The sequence below is a fragment of the Neptuniibacter sp. PT8_73 genome (genome assembly GCF_047778045.1).
Classification (GTDB): domain Bacteria; phylum Pseudomonadota; class Gammaproteobacteria; order Pseudomonadales; family Balneatricaceae; genus Neptuniibacter.
Map to the genome: position 1 here is coordinate 2398599 of NZ_CP180545.1, position 24261 is coordinate 2422859.

Here is a 24261-nt window from a genome sequence, read left to right on the forward strand (position 1 = left end):
TTCCACAGTATTGTTTATAAACCGCTTATGGGTCAAGGAAATACAAACAACTGTTTGTATTTCCTCTTAAAAAATCGATCTAAATATACTGTTGGATCAAAATCTCAGCTATTTGAATGCTATTTAGAGCAGCTCCTTTACGCACATTATCGGCAACCACCCATAAATTTATAGCATTTTCACAGGAAATATCCTCACGGATACGACTAATGAACACGTCATCATTTTTAGCCGCATCAGTTACAGCGGTCGCATAACCACCCTCTTCCTGATCATCAACTACCTCTACACCAGCGGAATGGCCCAACAGCTCACGCACTTCTTCAGCACTAATTGGATCCCAGCATTCGATATGCACTGCAGCACTATGACCAAAGAAAACAGGTACACGAACACAAGTTGGGTTGACCATGACACCTTCATCACCAAGGATTTTCTGCGTCTCCCAAACCATTTTCATCTCTTCGCGGGTATAGCCGTTATCTTGCAAGGCATCGATCTGCGGTAACACGTTAAACGCAATCTGCTTAGGATAAACCTTGCTCTCTGGTGTTTGTGCATTCAGTAACTTAGCTGTCTGACCTGCCAATTCCTCCACACCACTCTTACCGCTACCAGATACCGCCTGATAAGTTGCAACATTGATACGCTTAACGGAAGCGTGACGATGAATCGGAGCAACCGCTAAAAGCATCTGAATTGTGGAACAATTAGGATTAGCAATAATCCCTCGATTTGGATATTCGGCAACTGCTTCAGGATTTACCTCTGGCACTACTAGCGGCACATCATAGTCGTAGCGGAAGCAGGATGTGTTATCAATAACGATACACCCCTGATCCGCAGCCATCTGCGCATACTCTTCAGAAACCGCTGCCCCTGCTGTGAAGAAAGCTATCTGGGCCTGTGAAAAATCAAAATCTTCTATCGCTTCGACTTTATAATTTTTGTCATTGAACTGAATCTGCTTACCGGCGCTATTCTCACTTGCCACCAAATACAGATTTTCAACAGGAAATTCACGTTGTTCCAGAATTTCCAGAATTGCTTCACCCACCATGCCTGTTGCGCCAACAACAGCAACATTAAAACCTTGACTCATTTTCTTTTCCCCAAAAGCAAACCAGCCCGAACTAAGTCGGGCTGGTTGATATTCTTACTTAAAGACTGATTTATTAGTCTTCTAACAGAATTCTCAGCATGCGGCGTAGCGGTTCAGCCGCACCCCATAATAACTGGTCACCGACGCTAAACGCGTTTAGGTATTCATCACCTAGATTCATCTTACGAAGACGACCTACAGGAACATTCAATGTGCCTGTAATTTTAGCTGGTGTAAGTTCCTGCGCAGTAATATCACGCTCGTTAGGAATAACCTTGACCCAGTCATTTGCTTCAGCCAGCATTGACTCGATCTCATCCATTGGAACATTTTGCTTCAGCTTAATCGTGAATGCCTGGCTATGGCAACGCATCGCACCGATACGTACACATGTGCCATCAATCGGGATTGGACTATCACCCAAACCTAGAATTTTGTTAGTTTCAGCAAACGCCTTCCACTCTTCACGGCTCTGACCATTATCCAGCTTAGTATCGATCCAAGGGATCAAAGAACCCGCTAGCGGCACACCAAAGTTATCGACAGGCATCGCATCGCCACGAATAGTTTCTGCAACTTGACGATCAATATCCAAGATAGCAGACGCTGGGTTAGCAAGATCTGTAGCAACAGACTCTTTGATGATACCCATCTGAGAGATCAGCTCACGCATGTGACGCGCACCGCCACCTGATGCAGCTTGGTATGTCATGGAGGTCATCCACTCGATCTGACCCGCATTAAATAGACCACCCAAGCCCATCAACATCAGTGAAACTGTGCAGTTACCACCTACGAAAGTTTTAATGCCGTTAGAAAGACCGTCTTTGATCACATTCATGTTTACTGGATCAAGCACGATGATCGCACTGTCATCCATACGTAGAGAAGATGCAGCATCGATCCAGTAACCTTCCCAACCAGCACCACGCAGATCCGCGTAAACCTGTTTCGTGTAGTCACCGCCCTGACAGGAAATAATGGCATCCATCTGCTTCAATTCTTCAATAGATGTCGCATCTTTCAGCGCTGGAATGTCTTTACCAATATCTGGACCAGCCTGACCTACCTGGGATGTGGTGAAGAAGACCGGTTCTTCGATATGATCGAAATCACGTTCTTCCATCATGCGTTGCATAAGCACGGAACCCACCATTCCACGCCAGCCAACAAAACCTACACGTTTCATTAAATTCACCAAATAATCAAATATAAACAACAAAGCCGGTACCGCCATCGATACCAGCTTTCGTATACTCCGAACGCATCAGAGTTGCTCAATTATGCATTATTTCTGCATTTGAGACTATCGTAATCTACCGAGACATCAGTAGATTACGACTATTTTTCTATTACTTATTGCAGAGCAGCAACCACAGCATCGCCCATCTCAGAAGTAGACACTTTAGTCATACCTTCTGACATGATGTCAGCTGTACGTAGATTCTGATCCAGAACCTTACTTACTGCCGCTTCGATACGATCTGCAGCTTCACCCGCATCTAGAGAGTAACGCAGCATCATTGCAGCAGACAAAATAGTCGCCAATGGGTTTGCAAGACCTTGGCCTGCAATATCAGGCGCTGAACCGTGGCACGGTTCATACATACCTTTACCATTTTCATCTAGAGATGCAGATGGCAACATGCCGATAGAACCCGTCAACATTGCTGCCGCATCAGACAAGATATCGCCAAACATGTTCCCCGTTACTACAACATCAAACTGTTTAGGCGCACGCACCAACTGCATCGCAGCGTTATCTACGTACATGTGGCTTAGTTCAACGTCCGGATATTCTTTTGCAAGATCATCCATGATTTCACGCCATAGAACCGTTACTTCTAGCACGTTAGCTTTATCTACAGAACATAGACGCTTGTCACGCGCCATTGCCGCTTCAAATGCAACACGACCAATACGACGGATCTCATTCTCATCGTAAACGTAAGTGTTATAGCCTTCGCGAACACCACCCTCTTTCTCACGGATACCACGTGGTTGACCGAAGTAGATACCACCCGTCAATTCACGAACGATCAAAATATCCAAACCAGATACTACTTCTGGCTTTAAGGTAGATGCGTGAGCAAGCTGCGGATAAAGAATTGCAGGACGCAAGTTACCAAATAGCTCTAGCTGAGAACGGATACCCAACAGACCTTTTTCTGGACGAATCTGGAAATCAGGGTTTGTATCCCATTTAGGGCCACCAACAGCACCCAACAAAATCGCATCAGATGCTTTCGCAGCTTCTAGGGTTGCTTCTGGCAGAGGTACACCAGCAGCATCAATTGCAGCACCACCTACGTCAGCTTCGCTGAACTCAAGACCTAGATTGTCTTGCTCGTTAACCAATTCCAAAACGCGGCGCGCTTCTGTAACAATCTCAGGACCGATGCCGTCACCCGGCAAAATCAATACATTTTTAGACATTCTTATAACCTTCCCGATTGCCTCGCACAGAGGCTTTTATCTAATTCTTAAATTCGATTACTTGATTGCGTCAAACAACCAAGGCGCAGACTGACGACGCTTCTCTTCATAAGCCTTAATATCATCCGCATGCTGCAATGTAAGACCGATATCGTCTAAACCATTTAGCAAGCAGTGCTTACGGAAATCATCAATCTCAAACGCCATCTCTTCACCAGAAGGCGTTTTAACAACCTGATTCTCAAGATCAACCGTTAGCTCGTAACCTTCAGATGCTGCGACCTCTTTAAATAACTGATCAACCTGCTCTTCACTTAAGATGATTGGCAATAAGCCATTTTTAAAGCAGTTGTTGTAGAAAATCTCAGCAAAGCTTGGCGCGATAACAGAGCGAATACCAAAATCATCTAAAGCCCAAGGCGCGTGTTCACGACTAGAACCACAACCGAAGTTTTCACGTGCCAATAGAACACTTGTGCCTTTGTAACGCGGCAAGTTCAAAACGAACTCTTCATTTAATGGACGGCCCGTACACTCTTGGTCTGGCTGACCTTCATCTAGATAGCGCAGTTCATCAAACAAGTTTTTACCAAAACCTGAACGCTTGATCGATTTCAAAAACTGCTTTGGAATAATCATGTCGGTATCAACATTGGCACGATCCAATGGAGCTGCGATACCTGTGTGCAAAGTAAATTTGTTCATGTCGCTCTCCTGATACCTTACTTAATCAACTCACGTACATCGATAAAGTGACCTGTTACTGCTGCAGCTGCAGCCATAGCAGGACTTACCAGATGAGTACGACCACCGAAGCCCTGACGGCCTTCGAAGTTACGGTTAGAAGTAGATGCACAGTGTTCACCATTACCCAATTTATCTGGGTTCATCGCTAAACACATAGAGCAACCAGGCTCACGCCATTCTAAACCTGCAGCAGTAAAGATCTTATCCAAGCCTTCTTTCTCAGCTTGCTCTTTTACCAAACCAGATCCCGGCACAACCAATGCCTGAATGATATTGTCAGCCACTTTACGACCTTCAACCACTTTCGCAGCGTCACGCAAATCTTCAATACGGGAGTTTGTGCAAGAACCGATGAATACACGATCAAGCTGGATATCAGTAATATTCTGATCAGCATTCAAACCCATGTATTCAAGTGCACGATTGATACCATCAATCTTAACCTGATCCGTTTCATTAGCTGGGTTAGGTACCTGTGCAGATACACCAACAACCATCTCTGGAGATGTACCCCAAGTCACCTGAGGCTCAATATCAGCACCGTTGATTACAACCACTTCATCGAACTCAGCATCATCGTCAGACACTAGATCTTTCCATGCTGCTACTGCCATATCCCACTGTTCACCTTTAGGTGCAAATGGGCGGCCTTCAACGTAATCTAGCGTGATCTGGTCAACAGAAACCAAACCAACACGAGCGCCCGCTTCAATCGCCATGTTACAAACGGTCATACGACCTTCCATAGACATATTACGGAAAACATCGCCACCAAACTCGATCGCATAACCCGTACCGCCTGCAGTACCGATCACACCAATCACATGCAACACAACATCTTTCGGCGTTACACCAAGGCCTAGTTCGCCATCAACGCGAACCAGCATGTTTTTCATTTTCTTAGTAATCAGACACTGAGTTGCCAAAACATGCTCAACTTCAGATGTACCCACACCGTGTGCAAGCGCACCTAGGGCACCCAGCGTTGCTGTATGAGAATCACCACAAACAGCTGTCACACCAGGAAGAATTGCACCCTGTTCTGGCGCCATTACGTGAACGATACCTTGACGCTGATCGTTCATTTTAAATTCTAAAATGCCAAACTCATCGCAGTTGGTATCTAACGTTTTCACCTGAATTTTAGAAACAGGGTCAACAATCTGGTCAACGCCACCAGAACGCTCAGTTGTTGGCACATTGTGATCAGGGGTTGCGATGTTCGCATCGATACGCCATGGCTGACGACCAGCCATACGAAGTCCTTCAAAAGCCTGCGGAGAAGTTACTTCATGCAGAACCTGACGGTCGATATAAATCAAAGAACTGCCGTCATCATTTGTACGAACCAAATGCGATTCGAACAACTTATCATATAACGTTTTACCAGCCATGGAAGCTCACCTCACTTTATTCTTTTCATTCGCTCAACACTTCCAAAACTGCTGAGCCAACTAATTTATGCAGCAATCCTAGTGCACACTCAACTACAACACAAATTCATATTTTTTATGCTTTAAATTCCAAATAGGAATACAATAAAAATTCGGTCGGTTGATGTATTAAAGAGATAGTTATAGGAAAGAAATTTATGGATACCAATACACTACAAGCATTCTTGGCTGTAGCTGCCACGGGTTCGTTTTCAAAGGCTGCCGACCAACTCTTTCTAACCCAATCAGCCATCAGCAAGCGTATAGCATTATTAGAAGACCAGTTGAACAGCAAACTGTTTGATCGGATTGGCCGCACCGTAACAATGACGGAAGCAGGTACCGCCCTATTACCTCGAGCTAAAGATATTTTGCTGCAGCTGGATGATGCGAAAAGGCTGATTAGCAATCTAAACGCGGGCGAAATCACTGGTAATTTCAAACTAGCAGCAAGCCACCACATTAGCTTGCACAGACTCCCCCCTCTATTGAAGCAATACACAGAAGCCTGTCCAAAGGTAGAGCTCGATCTTGAATTTGCCGAATCAGAGATCGCCTATGAGGGCGTCCTTAGAGGTGATCTAGAACTCGCTTTGATCACCTTATCCCCTGAGCCCGATTCATCCATTCATTCGGAGATCATCTGGGATGATGTACTTAGATATGTCGTAGCGAAAGATCACCCTTTAGCAGGATGCAATACGATCAGTCTTGAGCAGCTCACTCAGGTCAACGCAATTTTGCCCGGCAGCAATACATTTACTCGAAGCCTAGTAGAAAAACTATTCCAGCAGCACGCACTCGAACTGAATGTAAGCATGTCGACAAACTACCTAGATACAATTCGAATGATGGTCAGCATTGGCCTCGGCTGGAGCCTCTTGCCCGATAGTTTAGTAAATGATGATTTATGTGTTCTCGACGTTACTGATTCAGAACCCGTTCATCGAAATCTTGGGATTATCTACCACCGCAATCGCACCTTATCGAACGCCGCAAACTATTTAGTAGAAATGCTTAGGAATGAGCGATAAGCGGATGTAAGCAAAAGCCAGTTGTAATAAGATAGTTTTCATCGAGTAAAAATCGGAGAGTTGGCTGATGGAAAATAACGGCTTATCAATCGAAGCCTTGTTAGATGCCCAGAAAGAGTATTGGAAAAAAATCACTTCCGGTGCAGAAATGCCTCAACCACAGGAATGGGCGGAGCTTTTTAGCAAAAGCCAAGAAACGGTCAAACAAGAAGCGCCTGAGCAATTTGCTCAAATGCTCGACATCCTCGGCGCTCAATCTAAGAATTTTACTCAATACGGCGAAGAGCTATTAAACCAGTACCGCAACGGTGGAGAACAACACCTCAATCAAGCAGTACATGAGTTTCAGAAGTACATGCAAAAGCAGACTACTGATGCACTGATGCAACAATGGCAATTACCAGAACAGTTCGCGTCTTTATTTAAGACCCACAGCTTTCGCGACGACCTTCTCTTCGAAAACCCATTTTCCAGTGGTATGAAGAGCCTTTTAGAAACTCCTATCATTGGTACAAACCGCGAAACTCAGCAACAAATACGAGAAGCGACAAAGCTAACCATTGAATATCAAGAAGCACTGCAAGAGTACGTTGAGCATTACAGTTCTATCAATCAGAACGCATCAACACAGATGCTTAATAAGCTGACGGATGCGGGTGATGAGGTATCAACACTGCAACAACTTCATGATATCTGGGTAGATGCCTATGAATCAGCGTACTCAGATACAGTTTTCACCGACGATTACCAACGCTCTCATGGCCGCATTAGTAATGCATTAATGCAGATGCGGAAGTTTGCTCAAGATGTTCGAGATGTGCATTTTCAATCGGTAGGTTTAGCGACTAGAAAAGGCCTAGACACAGCCCTACAGAGGCAGCATCAGTTACGCAAAGAAATGCGTGTTAATCGCCGAGAAATGCTCGCAATGCAGCAAGAGATAACGGCATTAAAAGAACAAGCTTCTGCTGACCTAATCTCCGAACTGAAGAAAGAGGTCTCAGCTCTTAAGAAAGAAGTCACCTCTTTGAAAAAACAAGCTAAGGGGACTAAATAATGAATGGCTTTAATCTAGACCCTAGTGTTGTCTCTCAGGAACTTTTTGAATTTAATCGCAAGCTTCTCAAAAGCTACAATACGCTTTCGCAGCTAAAAGAAGTTGATGTCGACTCCACGCCTTATGACGTAATTTATACAGAAGATAAACTTCGTTTACGCTACTACCAAAGCCAGGGAGAGAAGCGTTGCTCTACCCCTCTATTGATCTGTTATGCATTGGTCAATCGCCCTTACATGATTGACCTAGAAGCTAAGCGCTCAATGCTGCAGCGTCTTTTAGAACTGGGTTTAGATGTGTACCTAATCGATTGGGGCTACCCTGATGCCGCTGATCGCTATTTGGATCTGGACGATTACATCAATGAATACCTCAATAACTGTGTAACAGCGACATGCGAACACGCAGGTTCCGATCAAACCAACCTACTGGGCATCTGCCAAGGCGGCACATTTAGCCTGTGTTACACAGCTTTAAATCCAGAGAAGATCAAAAACTTGATCACTATGGTGACACCGGTCGATTTTCAGACCGAAGATAACCTTCTCTACCATTTAGCAAAATATGTTGATGCTGATCTAGCCGTTGAAACCTATGGCAATATTCCAGGCAGCATGCTGAATGATTCCTATAATTCGTTAATGCCGATGCGTTTAGGCGTACAGAAAAACTTGGGTATGCCTAACCAGTTAGAAAATCGTGAAAGCGCCCTAAGCTTTTTACGAATGGAAAAGTGGATTTACGATAGCCCTGATCAAGCAGGCGAGGCCTTCCGCCAATTTATCACTCAGTTTTTTCAGCAAAACAAGTTGATAAAAGGTGAAGCTATGATCGGCGATAAGCAGGTCAATCTAGGCAATATCAAGCAACCAGTTCTGAATGTATTTGGTAGCTTCGATCATCTAGTACCACCTAAAGCCTCTACAGCATTAGCTGAGCACGTAAAATCCAAAGATTACACAGAGCTGGAAGTAAAAGGTGGGCACATTGGTGTTTTCGTTTCAGGGAAATCACAAACTCAAGTTGCGCCTGCCATCGTAGATTGGCTATCAGAACGGGACTAATCCCCCGTTCTCGCCCTTCCCGTATCTTTTTTGCCTGTATTAGTTATTTTCACCTCATTAAGCGACACTTTTTTCTTTCTCAGAGAGAAATTGTCGACTAAAATCCGCGTCAAAATATAGTAGTCCTCACTTGGAGCTAACCACCTTGGCGACTAATGACAAAATTAAGCTACAGGGCTTTAACAATCTGACCAAAAGTTTGAGCTTCTGTATCTATGACGTCTGCTATGCGCAAACACCCGAGCAAAAAGCGGAATACATCGAGTATATCGATGAACAATATAGTGCCGAACGTTTAACAGAAATACTAAGCGAATGTTGTGACATCATTGGTGCAAATATTTTAAATGTTGCACGACAAGATTATGACCCCCAAGGGGCCAGCGTTACTATTCTCGTCGCCGAAGAGCCGATTAAAGATTCAGAAGCTGTAGATACCACAGAAAAGCCGGGCCCTATGCCAGATTCTGTTGTAGCGCACCTAGATAAGAGTCATATCTGCGTGCACACTTACCCTGAAGCACACCCAGATGATGGCATATGCACTTTCCGTGCAGATATCGAAGTGTCGACGTGCGGTATCATCTCGCCTCTAAAAGCACTGAACTATCTGATTCACCGCCTGGAATCAGATATCGTGACTGTAGATTATCGTGTCCGTGGATTTACTCGAGACATTCATGGCATCAAGCACTATATCGACCATGATATTAACTCTATTCAAAATTTCTTCACGTCCGATATTCATGATCATTATCAGATGCTTGATGTGAATGTTTATCAGGAAAATATCTTTCACACTAAGATGATGCTGAAAGATGTAGATTTAAATACTTATCTCTTTGGTACTACAAAAGAGGAGCTTCCAGAAACGGAAGTTCAACAGATCACCGAGCGGTTATCTAAAGAGATGAATGAAATTTTTTATGGCCGTAATATGCCAGATATGAAGTAACATTTATCCAAAATAAAAAAGGCCGCTTAGCGGCCTTTTTTATTACTTATCTTTTTGAGTCTCAGATGTAGATGACTGCTGCGGTTGTTGTTCAGGCCCTTCACCTGGCTTGAACATACCCCACATCTGCATATTCTGATCCGCAATGCGGTTCATCATAGTTAGTGGGTTCGCTGCGCCCATCATAGTCTGCATTTGATCACGAATTCGATCTTGATGCTCAAGGAAAGAAGCGATGCTTTGCTCTAAATACTGACTCATCATACCCTGCATACTATCACCATAGAAACGGATCAATTGCTGCAGTACTTGGTTGGTCAATAGAGTCCCATGCCCTTGCGCTTCTTGCTCACTAATAATCTGCAATAAAATATTTCTAGTCAGATCATTCCCAGTTTTTGAATCTTCAACTTTAAAGGCTTCACCATTGAGTACCAGTTGCTTTACGTCATCTAACGTGACGTAACAGCTGCGCGAGGTATCGTACAAACGGCGATTTGTATATTTTCTTAGAATACGCAATGTACTTTTCTCTCTCGTATCATTCCCTTGGTTTTAACTGATCACTTCACCTTGATCAGTCTTTTTTATTATCAGAGCTACCATAGCCCGAGGTCATGAGACCCATCATTATTTTTTGCAGTGCTTCCATAGAACCGAGGCCACTGTGTAGGTAAGGTTTGAACAACGTCAATGGATCATACCCTTCCGCACCAGCATCCATCTGTTCAGTGATCTTATCCATCATATCTTGCTGAAATTTCTGCACATCTGGCAAACCCAGAACTTTACGCAGTTCTTCCGGCGACATATCAATATCGATTTTGAACTTCACACCCCGACTCCTTAAGCAAGCAGAATAATACCCTAATCCTATAGTAAAACTTCGGCGGTGCAAAATTTTCAAATCAATACTTTTGCTGCGCTTTTCCACGAAATTAGTTTTTAGATGTCAGAAGTTATAAACCGATCAACTCTGAACAAACCAAATACATATCATATTTCTGTATTTCAGTGATGCATAAACAACTAAAAAACACCTTCAACTATGTTTGTAAAAGTTTAGCAGTCCCCATAGATAGCGGTCTTGAAAGGTTTTCTAAAAGAGCTAAAGAATATTGCCAGTTAAGGCTAAGATGTTTTGAAAATTGAAGACATATTAGGGCTTCGAAATAACTTTCAAACAGCTGTTTATCTTTCAACAGAGAAATCAGTAATAAATTAAGCCTAAAGAATAATAAGCGGTCGATGATTAAATCTATTTACAAATTAGGAATTTTTCCTAATTGGCTAGCTTCTGTTATCAAAGTATTATTGCGCAGATAATCAAGGCAGTTAAGATACGCCCTGCAAAGCCCTACCAAGGATGTAATCAGGCTTTTTCAACCCGAAAATTACAAGGAAGGTACTAAGATGTCTCGTAGCCCTCTAAAGCTCATCAAAGATCTCGATAACTTTAAATTTGTATACTACTGGGCTTGCCCTGATCAAGGCAAAGTTAGCCCAAACCTTCCTACCTTACTTCATGCTGGCGAATGGATCATCGAACATAACACCTCTAATTATGTCGGTACCGAAAGACGTAAAACGATGGTTGATCGCCGTAAAAAACAAGCCGCTGCAACAACAGCTGAAATGGAATTGGTTTATTCTCGACGCTTAAATCCCGAGGGCCGTCGTGTAACTGACAAAGTGCCTGTTATTGACCTAGATCTAACTCCAGAAAAGTTCAACGAAATGAAACAAGACATTCTCAACTAAACATTTAAAAAGAATTAAGAATCATTATCTTATAAAGACTAGTTGATTAAATCTAAACAGTTATACCATTGTAGGATTTTTAAAGGCTGATAATTACCTTTCTATACTACCTAAGCACTTTTTGCAGGCTTTTGAGTTGCTTAAAGCCTATATAAACATATAGTTATGTAGGATTTTAGGCTTTTTGCCTTTGATAACTTAAAAGCATTTACTTTGGCCCAGCCATTGAGGTAGTTCGCATGCCATCATTCCTTCGACACGCATCGATTGTTAACCAATTAGCAAGTATCGTTTTGCTTATTGTACTTGCAGTATTTACGGCACTTACTTTATTTGTAAATCACGAAGTTGATAAAGGCTTCATTAAAAATGTTGAACACTCTCTGGAGCAGCAAGTTGATCAATTAGCAAAAAACATCGACTTTTTTAATGAGACTTTAAAGCAGCAAACCAATCAAATCGCCGATGTTTTTATCCAGATGTTTCCCGGCGATATGCTGATTGACGAACTAAACCAAGTTAAAGTTGGTGAATTTACAGTTCCTACACTTCTTCATGATTACGACGCTGTCACACAAAACTTCTCTAAACCCGATCAATTCACAAGTATGACAGGCGGTACCGCAACCATATTTATGCGTGTTGATGATGATTTTTTACGTGTGAGCACATCTCTACGTAAAGCAGACGGCAGTCGAGCTTTCGGCACAATGCTTGGCAAGAAGCACCCAGGTTATACAAAGCTGATTAACGGTGAAGAATACAGTGGCCCTGCACACCTATTTGGTCGCGACTACATGACCAAGTATATCCCGTTCAAAGATTCACAAGGTAAAGTCATCGGCATTTTATATGTAGGCTTTGATTACACTGACCGTCTGGCAGCGCTGCACAAAACTATCTCTGATCTTAAAATTGGCGAAACCGGTTTTGCATATATCGTCAATTTGAAACAAGGCTCTAAGTTTGGTGAGTTGCTTTTACATCCATTCGCGAAAGGCAAAAATCTTACTGAGGTATCAGAAAGCGGCAACAACTTACTTGATACAATTAGTAGCAACGAACACGGATTCACTCATATTCCCTTTACCCATGAGGATGGTGACATTAAAGATAAGTTGATTGCTTATTCTCAAGTTTCCAGCTTCAACTGGGCTATCGTTGCAGGCGCTGCAACTGAAGAGTTTCTGACTGAAAGTGAGAAGCTTCGTGTTGAGATGATCCTTCTATCCGTATTTTGCGCACTTCTGATTGCCGGGCTTTTATTCTTTACATTAAAAGTAAAACTGCAGCCGATCGATACAATCTGTAATTATATGCAAGCGATTGGGCAGGGCGATCTGACGACACGTATCGATACTGATATGGGCGACGACGAAAACACCCATAACGAGATACATAAGCTAAGCCGAAGCGCTAAGAAGACTGTCGCAGGACTTAGGAAAGTAACTGGCGAATTGAACACGACGATGCACGCCATTCAAAATCACCTAGGTACAGTATCTTCAGGTATTGATCGTCTAAATGTTGATATCAACCGTCAACAACAAGAAACCGAAATGGTCGCAGCAGCCATTTCTGAAATGACATCAACGTCGGAAGAAGTAGCGCGAAACGCAGCAACGACGGCAGAACAAACTCAACGCGCAAATAATGAAGCGAGTCATGGTGATGAGCTTGTACAAGAGGTAGTGGGTTCAATCCAAGGCATCTCTTGTGAAGTAAATGAACTGACCAGCATGATTGAACAAGTGGAAGAGAACAGTAACGCTATTGGTACTGTGATGGATGTAATCCAAAACATTGCGGAACAAACTAATCTACTTGCACTTAACGCCGCGATTGAAGCTGCACGTGCAGGCGAAGCCGGTCGAGGCTTCTCAGTTGTAGCCGATGAGGTTCGAAACCTTGCGCAACAAACGGCATCTTCTACAACAGAGATCAGAGAGATGATCGAGCGCTTGCAAGGAAATACACGTAACGCGGTTGATCGTATGGAGCAGAGCAATACCAAGGTTCAAAACAGCGTAAACATGACGAGTCAGGCTGGACAAGCACTAACCTCCATTACTGATTCAGTTGCAAATATATCTGATGCCAGTGCTCAAATTGCCTCTGCTGCAGAAGAGCAAACTTCGGTTAGCGAAGATATCAGCCGCAACGTTGAAAGCATTAGCAGCATTGCTCAAGAAACCGCTAATTCTAGTCGGCAGATGAACTCAGCAATCAATGAGCTGGGGAATGCCGGTCAGGAGCTGAAACGCGTAATCGGACTGTTTAAAGTATAAATAAGCCTTTAAATAAAAAAGGGAGCTGAATTCAGCTCCCTTTTCGTTTCAGCATGAACTCTGAAAACTATTCCCACCTCACCTCAGACGTGAACATATACCCCGCCCCATAAACCGTTTTGATAAATGCTGGTTGCTGAGGGTCTTCTTCTATTTTCTTACGCAATCTCGACATTCTTACATCTATGCTTCGATCATAAGGCACGCAATTTTCACCTAGGAGCTGATCGCGCGATAGGATTTGGAACGGATGCTTTAGCAACGCGAGCAACATATCACCTTCGGCTCGACTCAAAGATTCCGCAGGCTTATGCGCATGCTTTAGGCTCAGAGAGTCAGGCTGGTATACCCACTGCCCAAAACGTGCTTTCGTGGGACTATCTATGACTAAATTTTTCTTTTTACGGATACGGCGTAATAGACTCTGAACCCGAGCAACAAGCTCTCTTGGTTCAAACGGCTTAGTAATATAGTCATCAGCGCCAAATTCTAAACCTAGGATTCTATCCGTCAGTCCATCTCGACCAGACACGATGATAACCCCCACTTCATCTTCATCGAGCTGCTTAACTAACTCCATCCCATCCATATCAGGAAGGTTAAGGTCTACTATGCAGATATCTGGTTTCGCCCAACCAATTTCAACAAGAGCTGCTTCTCCTGTTGTAAATGGTTTAGCTTGGTAGCGAAAACTCTGTAGGGTTGTACAAATAAGTTTGCCTAAATCTTCTTCATCTTCAATTACATAGATCACTGGGGTGCTGACATCTGTCATCATCTGCTCTCCTGATTATGCTCTGTTAGGCAAGGCACTATTTTTCTTGCTAAGGTTTCTGCATCGAACGGTTTTTGAATCAAGCTATATTCAAACTCAAGTTTGGATGGCTGCTCACTGTAACCGGTCATGATCACAACAAAAGCCTTAGGGAAAATCATATTCACTGCGGTCGCGACATCATAACCTGACGCTGCTCCCGGCATCACCACATCACTTACAACGCCGGCCAGATCAGATAAACCAGTCAACATAGCTAAGGCCTCATCACCACTAGCCGCTTCAACCACGGAAAAGCCCATTGACCTTAATTGCCCACGAACCAACTGACGCACATCGGCATCGTCCTCAACTAATAAGATAAGAGAACTTTCAGTGATCTCCGACCGATCGATTCCCTCAACTATTTTTGTGGTTTGGGTTGCCTGCGGGCTCTGTTGCTCCATCGCACCTAACAACAGATCAATTCTCGCGCCTACTTGACCATGATGGTAATGAGCGCGATTTTGAATTCTGAAATATCCCTTAGATTGTTTTACAAACCCGTAAACCATACTCAAACCTAAGCCTGATCCCGCCCCCGTGCCTTTGGTAGTAAAAAATGGTTCACAAGCTTTATCTAGGGCTTCGTCACTAAAGCCTTCACCGGTATCAATAACGCTGAGTAATACGTAATCACCTGGAACTACCTCTTCATCCCACGAAGCTTGCTGAACTTCTCTGCTATCCGAACTAACCGCTGATACCATTAAGCACAGCTCTCCTCCCTTAGGCATTGCATCAGCCGAATTAAGCGCTAAATTTACCAAGGCATCTTCCATTTGAGCACTATCAACATAGACAGCAGGCAGGTTTGGTTTAATTTGAGTTCTTAGCTGAATATTTTCGGGCAGAGGTGCAGCCAATAGACCGACTAAATCGTTGATAAGCTGTTCAGGTTGCACATAGCTAGGCTTAAGCGGCTGACGTCGCGAGAACGCTAACAAACGTTTCGTCATATCCGCCCCTCTTCGAGTCGCTCTTACCGCTGGGGTGAGATGCTGTTGCAGATGCTTAGGTAGATCGTGTTTTCCTTGCAGCTCGAGAAGATTACCCAGAATGATCGTAAGCAGGTTATTAAAATCGTGCGCTAAACCACCCGACATCTGCCCTACCGCTTTCATCTTGCTCGCCTCGGCCATACGCTGTTCTACTTCACGCTCATGGGTAATATCGATAGAGAGAGTTAACATCCCTTCGACTTCTTTGCGTACGTTATAAAATGGCAGCACGGTACGGCGAGTTAAAATATCTTTGCCGTGATCATTCAACCGATATTCGTACACCGGCGTCTCACCCTGCATCGCTTTCTCAATATAGGGCTGAAGAGCCTGATTCATCTCTTCGCCGACCACCTCTTCAAATGACTTACCAACAATTCCCTCTTTGGTCTGATCAAACATCTCTCGGTACTGACGGTTTGCAAACACATAACGTAGTTGGTTATCGAGGTAAGCCACCTGAGCTGGCAACGCATCTAGAATCAAACGCTGCCGGATCTCTACTGCACGAAGTTCGTCCTGGGTGGTTTGTAGGGAGCTAACCGCTTCCAATAAACGACTATTTGATTCTGATAACTCTTTGGTGCGTTCATTCACGCGGCTATTGAGGTTGTTAATATTTCCCCGTAAGCGATCGACCATATAGTCGAATGATTCAGCCAAGATACCTAGCTCATCATTTCGAGAGATACCTGTTTTCGCAGATAGATCACCACGGCTGATCTTATAAGCGGTCTGCGATAAGGATTTAATGGGAGAAGTTAGCCACTCAGCAAAGATAAACACAGCGACAATGGATGCCAACAGACCAAAAAAGCCCATGGCCATAATTCGCTGACTGATTTGTACTGAACTTGCTTTTAAGTCGTCCAGATACACCGACGAGCTGATATACCAATCAAACCCGGATAAGTGTCTGACTAACGATAGCTTTTCGTATTCATAATGCCCTGGATCATCTGGTCTATCCCATTTGTAAAACAGCTCCTTACCAGTATCTGACACAGCCATCAGATCTTGATAGATAGGTTGTCCTGTAACTGGATTTAACTGCGTTTTAAAGTTGATCCCATGAATATTGCGATTGGGATGAAATAGCATATTCCCTTGCGAATCGAACACGTAGAGATAGCCATTCTGCGCAATTTTAATATCTTTAAGCGCTCGGTTTATCTCTGCAATCGCCCGCTCTTTTTGCGCGGCAACCTCGCGCTGAATATCGTCGATATAAACCCCAGCCCCCATCACAAAGCCCCAATCTGGGTAATGCTTTACATAGGAATATTTATCGATCGCTTCGGTTTCGTTAAGGCGATTCCATTTGTATTTATAAAAACCAGTACCATCGGTTAAAGCGAGAGAAAGAATGCCAGGAATAATCAGATTGCCATCAGTATCTTTTACATTAGACATATTTTGCTGATGGTAGGCATCATCAGGGTGGGAGATCAGGTTAGCGTCATAATCTGAGATCCAAATATAATCGCCATTACCAAATTGAAACTTGCGAAGATCTGTAAATACCTTTTCCCATATTTCCGCGTCACTTAAGCCACTTTGCCTACCATCACGCAGCGCAAGATTGATGTGGTTTTCAGCTATATCCAGCACAGACCCCAAACGCTGCTCATGAGATTTAAGGGTGTTATCTACGTAACGCTCTGTCCCGGCATACATCCGATTAGCAAGGTCATAAACGATGTTTAAAACCTGACGATTGGAATTCAACTCAAGATTGAAAACATTCTGCTTAATCAATGGGACGGTAAAGAAATAAATGGCAGCAAAAATGCTGCCGATTAGCGCCAATAGCATTAAGAACAAGCGAATAGTAATAGGTGAACGGCGATACATCGAATCTACTATCTCGTTGATGTTACAAACACAACTCCCCTTCCATGAGAGATAACTACTTAATAAACCAGTATTTCTTTATATCGAATGTAACACAAACCGAGATTGCTACGGCGACTTGTTACATTTCGTTAGATTACAAAAATAGTTAAGCAAACTTTCTCCATTAATCTGGCTGCCACATAAAAACAAAAATCGAGAATTACCTATCTGAAGCTGTAGCAGACAAGGTAATTCAAGGAAAAGAGTAGCGCCACGATGACTCAGCCTAAGCAAGACTTCATTCTGGAAACTCGGGATCTAACTAAAGCGTTTAAAGGCTTTACTGCGGTTGATGATGTCAATCTAAAGATTCAACGAGGACACATCCACGCCCTTATCGGCCCTAACGGCGCAGGTAAAACCACCGTATTCAATTTACTGACCAAATTTTTGCAACCAACGACTGGTCAGATCTTGTTTAACAATGAAGATATCACCTCGATGCAATCTGCAGCGATAGCTCGCAAAGGGGTTGTCCGTTCTTTTCAAATCTCTGCTGTTTTTCCTCACTTAACGGTTCTAGAAAACGTTCGTATTGCCCTGCAGCGTAAAGAAGGTAACAGCTTTCACTTTTGGCGTTCTGAAAAAATTCTCAACCATTTGAATTCTCGCGCTTTAGAACTTCTCGAATCTGTAGGTTTAGATAGTTTTGCCAACAGCGTTACCGTAGACCTGCCTTATGGCCGCAAGCGTGCTCTGGAAATCGCAACCACGTTGGCCTTAGAGCCTGAACTCATGCTGCTTGATGAACCGACACAAGGCATGGGGCACGAAGATGTGGATGTAGTGACCGATCTAATCAAAAAGGTCTCTGCCAACCGCACCATTCTGATGGTTGAACATAACTTACATGTAGTTTCTAAACTTGCTGATCGCATCACCGTACTGCAACGAGGCGCCATTTTAACCGAAGGTGACTACGACACTGTTTCTGCAGATCCACGCGTGCGTGAAGCTTACATGGGTACTGCAGCCGAAGAAGTTGAAGCTGAACAAGCAAAACAAGAAGCGGAGGCTGTGGTATGAATCAGGCCGTTAACTTACAGACCAAACACGAAGCTGTTCACGGTAATCAGCGCGAAAAGCTTCGAATTAATAATCTACACGCCTTTTATGGCGAGTCGCACATTCTCCATGGCATCGACCTAACGGTTAACCAAGGTGAATTGGTTACCCTATTGGGCCGTAACGGTTCCGGTCGTTCAACCACCCTAAAAGCCATCATGAATATGGTCGGTAAGCGTACCGGCAACATTGTGGTCAATGGCGAAGAAACTATGTCCCTGCCTGCGCATAAGATTGCCCGTTTGGGTCTAGGTTTTTGCCCCGAAGAGCGCGGCATTTTCTCCAGCCTTAATGTAGAAGAAAATCTCATGCTACCACCTCAAGTACGCTCTGACGGCATGAGTGTTGAAGAGATCTACGAAATATTCCCAAACCTTTACGAACGCAGAACCAGTCAAGGCACACGTTTATCTGGTGGTGAGCAACAGATGCTTGCCCTAGGAAGAATTTTGCGTACCGGCGCAAACATCCTATTGCTGGATGAAATTACTGAGGGCCTCGCCCCCGTCATTGTGCAGAAACTGGGCGAGGTTCTTAGTCTCCTCAAAGAGAGAGGATTAACCATTCTGCTAGTCGAGCAAAACTTCCGCTTTGCAGCCCCAATTGCTGACCGTCACTACGTGATGGAGCACGGCCATATCGTGGAAGAAGTTCATGCTCATGAACTCGAAGCTAAAACAGATTTATTGAATACCTACCTCGGTGTTTAAGCAGTTAAAGAATAAAAACAACATAGATACGACCTTTGAGTAGAAGGTACGGCAACTGGAGCGAGTCAATGAAGACATTTAAAAAATCACTAATCTCAGCAGTTATTACAGGCGCAGTGGCAACAGCAGTTTCAGGTGCTGCACTGGCAGAATCTGACGGCAAAATTAAGCTGGGCATTTTGGCAGATATGGGTGGTACTTATGCCGACATTTGTGGTCAAGGTTGTGTAACCGCAGCAGAGATGGCGATTGAAGATTTTGGTGGTAAGGCACTTGGACAAGAGATCGAACTCGTTACGGCTGACTCGCAGCTAAAACCAGATATCGCCTCTTCTATTGCACGTAAGTGGGTAGAAGCCGAAGACGTTGATGCAATCGGTGGTTTAGTTTCTTCTGCGGTATCTGGCGCAGTATCGAAAGTTAACCTGAATGCTAAAAAGCTAACACTGATCTCTGGCTCTGCATCTAACACGTTCACAACTAAGAGCTGCAACCCTTACAACGTTCACTGGACTTACAACGTTGTAGCCCTAGCAAACGGCACGGTAAAACCGATGGTTCAGTCGGGTAAGAAGAAATGGTTCTTCATCACAGCAGACTACAGTTTCGGTCACGCGCTAGAAGGGGTTGCATCCAAGGTAATCAAAGAAAACGGTGGTGAAGTTGTTGGCACTATCCGTGCGCCTCTAGGCACTACGGACTTCTCCTCTTATGTTCTTCAGGCTCAAGCTTCTGGTGCGGACGTAGTTGCTCTAGCGAATGCCGGTAACGACACAGTAAATGCGCTGAAAACTGCCACTGAATTTGGTCTAACACAAGAGATGGATGTTGCGGGCCTATTAGTATTCACACCAAACGCTCAAGCAATGGATGCAGATGTTGCAGGCGGCATGCGCTTAACGTCTGGCTTCTACTGGGACATGGATGAGAAAACACGTCAGTGGAGTCAACGTTTTGAAGAGCGTCACGGCGCAATTCCAAGCATGATTCACGCTGGTGTTTACTCGGTAACTACACACTACCTAAATGCAGTAAAAGCGGTGGGCAGCGACAACGCAGAAGCGATCGCTAAGAAGATGAAAGAGACAAAACCTGAAGACTTCTTCGCACGTAATGCAACTCTACGTCCAGACGGCCGTATGGTACACGACATGCTGTATGTAGAGATTAAGAAAGCAGCCGAGCGTAAAGATCAAAACGACATCTACAAAGTACTGAAGGTTATTCCAGCAGATGAGGCTTACAGCCCAATGCTACCTCAGTGCAACTTTTCATAAGAAAAACGCGTGGTGGCAAATACTATTTGGCTTTGCCACCACACCTGCTTCATACATCCCACTGGGATGACTACAGGTAGATGATTGTTATGTTTGATATTAACCTCTTTGCCCTATTTGGCCAGTTATTGGTTGGGTTGATCAACGGCTCATTCTACGCCTTGCTTAGCCTCGGACTGGCCATTATCTTCGGTCTGCTGAAGATAATTAACTTCGCGCAAGGTGCACTCTATATGCTGGGTGCATTTATCGCCTTTTTAGCCCTGAAATATATGGGCATCAACTACTGGGTGGCTTTGATCCTTGTACCGATCTGCATTGGCGCAATCGGCATATTGATGGAGCGCTTTCTCATTCGCCCTATCGCTAATGAAGATCACCTCTACAGCCTACTGTTAACGTTCGGCTTAGCCTTGATTATTCAAGGTGCTTTTACCCATATGTTTGGCTCTTCAGGCATGTCATACGCCATTCCTGAAGAACTAAAAGGCGGTAACCGTCTGCCATTTATGTACCTGCCTAATTATAGGGCTTGGATCATTATCGCTTCTATCATTGTCTGCGCTGGCACTTGGTGGATGATCGAAAAAACCAAGCTAGGAGCTTACCTTCGCGCAGGCACAGAGAACCCACAATTGATGCAAGCCTTTGGGATCAACGTGCCATTGATCGTTACTTTGACCTTTGGTTTCGGCGTTGCTTTAGCAGGCTTTGCTGGTGTTATGGCTGCTCCAGTCTATTCAGTATCTCCTGATATGGGCTCAAACATCTTAATCGTGGTGTTTGCCATCGTAGTTATTGGCGGTATGGGCTCTATCGGTGGTGCTATTCTCACGGGCCTTGGTATGGGAATCGTGGAAGGCCTAACCAAATATTTTTATCCCGAAGCCTCTACCACCATTATCTTCTTGGTGATGGTTATTGTGCTGCTACTCAAGCCAGCCGGTTTATTCGGTAAAGAAGCTTAGGAGATCGGTATGAATAATCAAAAACTAAACATTGCACTGCTGGCTCTAGCGTTGATCGCACCAGCAGCTCTTTACCCAGTATTCCTAGCTAAAGTCCTGTGCTTTGCACTTTTTGCCTGTGCATTTAACTTATTGCTTGGATTCGTGGGACTACTTTCCTTTGGTCATGCGGCGTTCTTAGGAACGGGTGGATACATCACCGGTTACCTCATGATCAATAGCGGTATTACACCTGAACTTGCCATTCTCGCGGGAACGGTTGCCGGCGGCTTATTAGGTGCGATTTTTGGCAAGCTTGCGGTTAAGCGTGAAGGCATCTACTTCGCCATGGTGACCTTGGCTTTGGCACAGTTAGTGTTCTTCCTTTACCTACAAGCGCCATTCACTAATGGTGAAGATGGTATGCAAGGTGTGCCTCGTGGCGAGCTGTTTGGGCTACTAGACCTAAGCAATAACTACACCATGTATTACTTTGTGCTGGCCATTTTTGTATTCGGTTACTGGATGATCAACCGCACCATTCATTCACCATTTGGCCAAGTCTTAAAAGCAATTCGAGATAACGAAGCCCGCGCGACTTCATTAGGTTACGACGTTAATCGTTACAAATGGATTGCCTTCATCATCTCATCTGCTCTGGCAGCGCTTGCTGGCTCGACTAAAACGCTGGTTTTCCAATTGGCATCCCTAACCGATGTTCATTGGCACATGTCAGGCGAAGTCATCCTTATGACACTTGTTGGCGGCGTAGGCACGATCTTCGGCCCAGTATTAGGTGCAGGCTTTATCGTCAGCATGCAGAACTACCTCTCTGGTGGCGAGATGGGTAACTACATTCACATCATTATGGGCGCTGTTTTTGTGGTTTGCGTTTTGAGCTTCCGCAGCGGAATAGTCGGCCAATTTATCAAATTTAAACGTAATAACTTTAGCTAAGCGCGAAACTGAGCGTTAGCGGTAAATAGCAAGGAGAGAGACAGTGATCACTTCAGCTTTCGAAACCGATCTGGATAAAAATCTGGCCAATTATTCTGCACTGACACCTATTACGTTTATCGAACGTGCAGCTAGTGTCTATCCAGAGCGTACAGCCACTGTTCATGGCGAAATACGCCGCAGCTGGGCTGAAACCTATAATCGTTGTAAGAAACTAGCTAGCGCTTTAAAGCAAAAAGGCGTCAATCCAGGCGATGCCGTTTCAATTTTAGCGCCAAACCTAGCTGAACACTTTGAAGCGCATTTCGCCGTACCTATGTGTGGCGCCGTGCTTAATTCAATCAATATCCGTCTAGATTCTGAAGCCGTTGCATTTATTTTACAGCATGCTGAGAGCAAGGTTCTTATTACTGACCGTGAGTTCAGTTCTGTAGTAAAAGGTGCATTTGAACTAATGGATGAAAAACCATTCATTATCGATATCGATGATCCTTATTGGACCGAAGGCGAATTCATCGGCGATATCAAATACGATGATTTCCTCAAGCTAGGCGACGAAAACTTCACACCGCACCAAGTGAATGATGAGTGGAACGCCATCACGCTCAACTACACATCAGGCACTACAGGTAATCCAAAAGGTGTTGTATACCACCATCGCGGTGCTTACCTAAACGCTATCAGTAACTCCATTTCATGGGGTATGGGCCAGCACCCTGTGTATCTGTGGACCCTACCCATGTTCCACTGCAATGGTTGGTGTTTCCCATGGACAATCGCTGCTATGGCAGGTGTTAATGTCTGCCTTCGCCATGTCCGCGCAGATCACATTTTCAATGCGATTAAAGAAGAGAAAGTTGGTTTCTTCTGTGGTGCACCTATCGTTCTGAACATGCTGAATTCCGCAGATGAAGAACTTAAAGCCGGTATCGAGCATCAAGTAAATGTAATGACAGCAGGTGCAGCGCCACCAGCAGCGGTTATTGCAGGTATGGAAGCACTTGGCTTTAGCGTAACCCACGTTTATGGCTTGACTGAAACCTACGGCCCTTCTGTTGTATGTGCTTGGCACGATGAATGGAATGACAAAACGGCTGATGAAAAAGCACGCTTAAAATCTCGTCAAGGTGTTAGAGCGCCAATGCTTGATGGCCTAATGGTTGCTGACCCAACAACGATGGAGCCTGTGCCTCGAGATGGCGAAACAATGGGTGAGATTTTCATGCAGGGTAACCTAGTAATGAAAGGCTATCTAAAGAACCCAGAAACCACTGATAAAGCTTTTGAAGGTGGTTGGTTCCACTCGGGTGATCTAGCGGTATGGCATGCGGATGGCTACATCGAGATCAAAGATCGCTCTAAAGACATCATCATCTCAGGTGGTGAAAACATCTCCTCAATTGAAGTGGAAGATGTTCTATACCGTCACCCATTTATCCAAGAAGCTGCGGTAGTTGCTAAGAACAACGAGAAATGGGGTGAAACACCTTGTGCTTTCGTTGCTCTGAAAGAGGGCTCTGAACGCGATATCACAGAAAAAGAGCTAATCGATTTCTGTCGTGAACACATGGCCCACTTTAAAGCACCGAAGGATATTGTTTTCGGTCCTCTGCCTAAAACATCGACCGGTAAGATCCAGAAGTTCCTACTTCGAGATCGTGCCAACGGTACCGAACCTCAAAAATCATAAGACTTATAACACCAGAGTGAAAACCTA

The 24261-nt window shown here is 44.3% G+C and carries 21 protein-coding genes; 12 read left to right on the forward strand and 9 right to left on the reverse strand.

Features of this window, described 5'->3' with window-relative positions; translation table 11 throughout:
* Positions 1-79: 79 nt before the first annotated feature.
* The 5 genes from ACMXYN_RS10710 to leuC all read right to left on the reverse strand — a co-directional run bounded on the left by ACMXYN_RS10710 (position 80) and on the right by leuC (position 5679).
* Positions 80-1102 (reverse strand): aspartate-semialdehyde dehydrogenase, encoded by a 1023-nt coding sequence (locus ACMXYN_RS10710; protein WP_415891811.1) that lies wholly within the window; start codon positions 1100-1102, stop codon positions 80-82.
* A 73-nt stretch (positions 1103-1175) separates the two neighbouring features.
* Positions 1176-2291 carry an aspartate-semialdehyde dehydrogenase gene (asd, locus tag ACMXYN_RS10715; RefSeq protein WP_415891812.1) on the reverse strand — a complete coding sequence of 372 codons (1116 nt, stop codon included), beginning with the start codon at positions 2289-2291 and terminating at the stop codon, positions 1176-1178.
* A gap of 167 nt (positions 2292-2458) precedes the next feature.
* Positions 2459-3538, reverse strand: a complete 1080-nt coding sequence (gene leuB, locus ACMXYN_RS10720; protein ID WP_415891813.1) for a 3-isopropylmalate dehydrogenase — start codon at positions 3536-3538, stop codon at positions 2459-2461.
* Between the two features lie 57 nt (positions 3539-3595).
* Positions 3596-4243, reverse strand: coding sequence for a 3-isopropylmalate dehydratase small subunit (leuD, locus tag ACMXYN_RS10725; RefSeq protein WP_415881587.1), 648 nt, complete (start codon positions 4241-4243; stop codon positions 3596-3598).
* Between the two features lie 17 nt (positions 4244-4260).
* Positions 4261-5679, reverse strand: a complete 1419-nt coding sequence (leuC, locus tag ACMXYN_RS10730; RefSeq protein WP_415891814.1) for a 3-isopropylmalate dehydratase large subunit — start codon at positions 5677-5679, stop codon at positions 4261-4263.
* A 197-nt stretch (positions 5680-5876) separates the two neighbouring features.
* Here leuC and ACMXYN_RS10735 point away from each other — a divergent pair, with 197 nt between their 5' ends.
* The 4 genes from ACMXYN_RS10735 (at position 5877) to speD (ending at position 9828) form a co-directional block, all read left to right on the forward strand.
* Complete coding sequence (locus tag ACMXYN_RS10735) at positions 5877-6752, forward strand: LysR family transcriptional regulator (RefSeq protein WP_415891815.1); 876 nt, start codon at positions 5877-5879, stop codon at positions 6750-6752.
* Between the two features lie 67 nt (positions 6753-6819).
* Positions 6820-7809, forward strand: a complete 990-nt coding sequence (locus ACMXYN_RS10740; protein WP_415891816.1) for a poly(R)-hydroxyalkanoic acid synthase subunit PhaE — start codon at positions 6820-6822, stop codon at positions 7807-7809.
* On the forward strand, positions 7809-8873 hold the full coding sequence (phaC, locus tag ACMXYN_RS10745) for a class III poly(R)-hydroxyalkanoic acid synthase subunit PhaC (protein WP_415891817.1): 1065 nt from the start codon (positions 7809-7811) through the stop codon (positions 8871-8873). Before ACMXYN_RS10740 ends, phaC begins: the two co-directional genes overlap by 1 nt.
* 145 nt (positions 8874-9018) lie before the next feature.
* Complete coding sequence (speD, locus tag ACMXYN_RS10750) at positions 9019-9828, forward strand: adenosylmethionine decarboxylase (RefSeq protein ID WP_415891818.1); 810 nt, start codon at positions 9019-9021, stop codon at positions 9826-9828.
* A 42-nt stretch (positions 9829-9870) separates the two neighbouring features.
* On the opposite strand, the gene phaR is transcribed toward speD, so the two are convergent.
* The gene (gene phaR / locus ACMXYN_RS10755; protein ID WP_415891819.1) at positions 9871-10350 is read right to left on the reverse strand and encodes a polyhydroxyalkanoate synthesis repressor PhaR; all 480 of its coding nucleotides are present in this window, start codon (positions 10348-10350) and stop codon (positions 9871-9873) included.
* 55 nt (positions 10351-10405) lie between these two features.
* Complete coding sequence (locus ACMXYN_RS10760) at positions 10406-10663, reverse strand: DUF6489 family protein (RefSeq protein ID WP_415888496.1); 258 nt, start codon at positions 10661-10663, stop codon at positions 10406-10408.
* A 578-nt stretch (positions 10664-11241) separates the two neighbouring features.
* Between ACMXYN_RS10760 and ACMXYN_RS10765 the strand changes: the two genes are divergently transcribed.
* On the forward strand, positions 11242-11589 hold the full coding sequence (locus tag ACMXYN_RS10765; protein ID WP_415891820.1) for a hypothetical protein: 348 nt from the start codon (positions 11242-11244) through the stop codon (positions 11587-11589).
* A 239-nt stretch (positions 11590-11828) separates the two neighbouring features.
* Positions 11829-13877, forward strand: coding sequence for a methyl-accepting chemotaxis protein (locus tag ACMXYN_RS10770; RefSeq protein ID WP_415891821.1), 2049 nt, complete (start codon positions 11829-11831; stop codon positions 13875-13877).
* Positions 13878-13944: 67 nt separating this feature from the next.
* On the opposite strand, the gene ACMXYN_RS10775 is transcribed toward ACMXYN_RS10770, so the two are convergent.
* Both ACMXYN_RS10775 and ACMXYN_RS10780 read right to left on the reverse strand, forming a co-directional pair.
* Positions 13945-14655: a response regulator transcription factor gene (locus tag ACMXYN_RS10775; protein ID WP_415891822.1), complete on the reverse strand. Its 711-nt coding sequence runs from the start codon at positions 14653-14655 to the stop codon at positions 13945-13947.
* On the reverse strand, positions 14652-17546 hold the full coding sequence (locus ACMXYN_RS10780) for a cache domain-containing protein (protein ID WP_415891823.1): 2895 nt from the start codon (positions 17544-17546) through the stop codon (positions 14652-14654). The genes ACMXYN_RS10775 and ACMXYN_RS10780 overlap by 4 nt, the downstream gene beginning before the upstream one ends.
* A 258-nt stretch (positions 17547-17804) precedes the next feature.
* On the opposite strand from ACMXYN_RS10780, the gene ACMXYN_RS10785 reads away from it, so the two are divergent.
* The 6 genes from ACMXYN_RS10785 to ACMXYN_RS10810 all read left to right on the forward strand — a co-directional run bounded on the left by ACMXYN_RS10785 (position 17805) and on the right by ACMXYN_RS10810 (position 24234).
* Positions 17805-18614, forward strand: coding sequence for an ABC transporter ATP-binding protein (locus ACMXYN_RS10785; RefSeq protein ID WP_415891824.1), 810 nt, complete (start codon positions 17805-17807; stop codon positions 18612-18614).
* On the forward strand, positions 18611-19363 hold the full coding sequence (locus ACMXYN_RS10790) for an ABC transporter ATP-binding protein (RefSeq protein WP_415888502.1): 753 nt from the start codon (positions 18611-18613) through the stop codon (positions 19361-19363). Before ACMXYN_RS10785 ends, ACMXYN_RS10790 begins: the two co-directional genes overlap by 4 nt.
* Before the next feature lie 68 nt (positions 19364-19431).
* Positions 19432-20640, forward strand: a complete 1209-nt coding sequence (locus tag ACMXYN_RS10795) for an ABC transporter substrate-binding protein (RefSeq protein WP_415891825.1) — start codon at positions 19432-19434, stop codon at positions 20638-20640.
* 80 nt (positions 20641-20720) lie between these two features.
* Positions 20721-21608: a branched-chain amino acid ABC transporter permease gene (locus tag ACMXYN_RS10800; RefSeq protein WP_415885074.1), complete on the forward strand. Its 888-nt coding sequence runs from the start codon at positions 20721-20723 to the stop codon at positions 21606-21608.
* Between the two features lie 9 nt (positions 21609-21617).
* The gene (locus tag ACMXYN_RS10805) at positions 21618-22544 is read left to right on the forward strand and encodes a branched-chain amino acid ABC transporter permease (RefSeq protein ID WP_415891826.1); all 927 of its coding nucleotides are present in this window, start codon (positions 21618-21620) and stop codon (positions 22542-22544) included.
* A gap of 43 nt (positions 22545-22587) precedes the next feature.
* Complete coding sequence (locus ACMXYN_RS10810) at positions 22588-24234, forward strand: acyl-CoA synthetase (protein ID WP_415891827.1); 1647 nt, start codon at positions 22588-22590, stop codon at positions 24232-24234.
* Positions 24235-24261: the final 27 nt, after the last annotated feature.

Coding starts and splice junctions, on each gene's coding strand:
- ACMXYN_RS10805 (WP_415891826.1), top strand. CDS start 21,618: ATGAATAATCAAAAACTAAACATTGCACTGCTGGCTCTAGCGTTGATC.
- leuD (WP_415881587.1), bottom strand. CDS start 4,243: ATGAACAAATTTACTTTGCACACAGGTATCGCAGCTCCATTGGATCGT.
- ACMXYN_RS10785 (WP_415891824.1), top strand. CDS start 17,805: ATGACTCAGCCTAAGCAAGACTTCATTCTGGAAACTCGGGATCTAACT.
- ACMXYN_RS10795 (WP_415891825.1), top strand. CDS start 19,432: ATGAAGACATTTAAAAAATCACTAATCTCAGCAGTTATTACAGGCGCA.
- leuB (WP_415891813.1), bottom strand. CDS start 3,538: ATGTCTAAAAATGTATTGATTTTGCCGGGTGACGGCATCGGTCCTGAG.
- ACMXYN_RS10735 (WP_415891815.1), top strand. CDS start 5,877: ATGGATACCAATACACTACAAGCATTCTTGGCTGTAGCTGCCACGGGT.
- phaC (WP_415891817.1), top strand. CDS start 7,809: ATGAATGGCTTTAATCTAGACCCTAGTGTTGTCTCTCAGGAACTTTTT.
- asd (WP_415891812.1), bottom strand. CDS start 2,291: ATGAAACGTGTAGGTTTTGTTGGCTGGCGTGGAATGGTGGGTTCCGTG.
- leuC (WP_415891814.1), bottom strand. CDS start 5,679: ATGGCTGGTAAAACGTTATATGATAAGTTGTTCGAATCGCATTTGGTT.
- ACMXYN_RS10740 (WP_415891816.1), top strand. CDS start 6,820: ATGGAAAATAACGGCTTATCAATCGAAGCCTTGTTAGATGCCCAGAAA.
- ACMXYN_RS10780 (WP_415891823.1), bottom strand. CDS start 17,546: ATGTATCGCCGTTCACCTATTACTATTCGCTTGTTCTTAATGCTATTG.
- ACMXYN_RS10790 (WP_415888502.1), top strand. CDS start 18,611: ATGAATCAGGCCGTTAACTTACAGACCAAACACGAAGCTGTTCACGGT.
- ACMXYN_RS10710 (WP_415891811.1), bottom strand. CDS start 1,102: ATGAGTCAAGGTTTTAATGTTGCTGTTGTTGGCGCAACAGGCATGGTG.
- ACMXYN_RS10770 (WP_415891821.1), top strand. CDS start 11,829: ATGCCATCATTCCTTCGACACGCATCGATTGTTAACCAATTAGCAAGT.
- ACMXYN_RS10765 (WP_415891820.1), top strand. CDS start 11,242: ATGTCTCGTAGCCCTCTAAAGCTCATCAAAGATCTCGATAACTTTAAA.
- ACMXYN_RS10800 (WP_415885074.1), top strand. CDS start 20,721: ATGATTGTTATGTTTGATATTAACCTCTTTGCCCTATTTGGCCAGTTA.
- ACMXYN_RS10775 (WP_415891822.1), bottom strand. CDS start 14,655: ATGATGACAGATGTCAGCACCCCAGTGATCTATGTAATTGAAGATGAA.